The sequence below is a fragment of the Streptomyces humidus genome (genome assembly GCF_014649655.1).
In the GTDB taxonomy this organism is placed as follows: Bacteria; Actinomycetota; Actinomycetes; order Streptomycetales; family Streptomycetaceae; genus Streptomyces; species Streptomyces humidus.
Genome location: NZ_BMTL01000167.1, coordinates 1 through 631 on the forward strand (window position 1 = coordinate 1; position 631 = coordinate 631).

1 protein-coding gene is annotated in these 631 nt (G+C 69.3%); it reads left to right on the forward strand.

Translation table 11 applies throughout. From position 1 onward, the window contains the following. Positions 1–631: zinc-binding dehydrogenase (locus tag IE239_RS41580; protein ID WP_190154625.1), on the forward strand; the 631-nt coding region annotated here is incomplete at both ends.

The window sequence follows — 631 nt, forward strand, 5'->3', positions numbered from 1 at the left end:
CGGGTGGTGTGGGTATGGCGGCGGTGCAGTTGGCGGGGTGTCTGGGTGCGGAGGTGTTCGGTACGGCGAGTGCCGGCAAGTGGGGTGCGTTGCGGGCGATGGGTCTGGACGAGGGGCATATCGCGTCCTCGCGTGATCTGGGTTTCGAGGATGCATTCCTCGCGGCGACCGGTGGTCGTGGTGTGGATGTGGTGCTGGATTCGCTGGCGGGTGAGTTCGTGGACGCGTCGTTGCGTCTGCTGCCGCGGGGTGGCCGGTTCCTGGAGATGGGCAAGACCGACGTCCGTGAGCCGGAGGCGGTGGCGGCCGAGCATGCGGGGGTGGTGTATCGGGCGTTCGATCTGATGGAGGTGGATCCGGGGCGGATCGGGGAGATGCTGGCGGAGCTGGTCGCGTTGTTCGAGGCGGGGGAGCTCGAGCCGTTGCCGGTGACGTGTTGGGATGTGCGCAGGGCTGCGGAGGCGTTCCGGTATCTGTCGCAGGCCCGGCATGTGGGCAAGGTGGTTCTGACGGTTCCGGCGCCGCTGGACCCGGAGGGGACCGTGCTGGTGACCGGCGGTACCGGTGGTCTGGGCGCTCTGGTGGCCCGCCATCTGGTCACCGGGCACGGTGTGGGGCGTCTGCTGCTGGC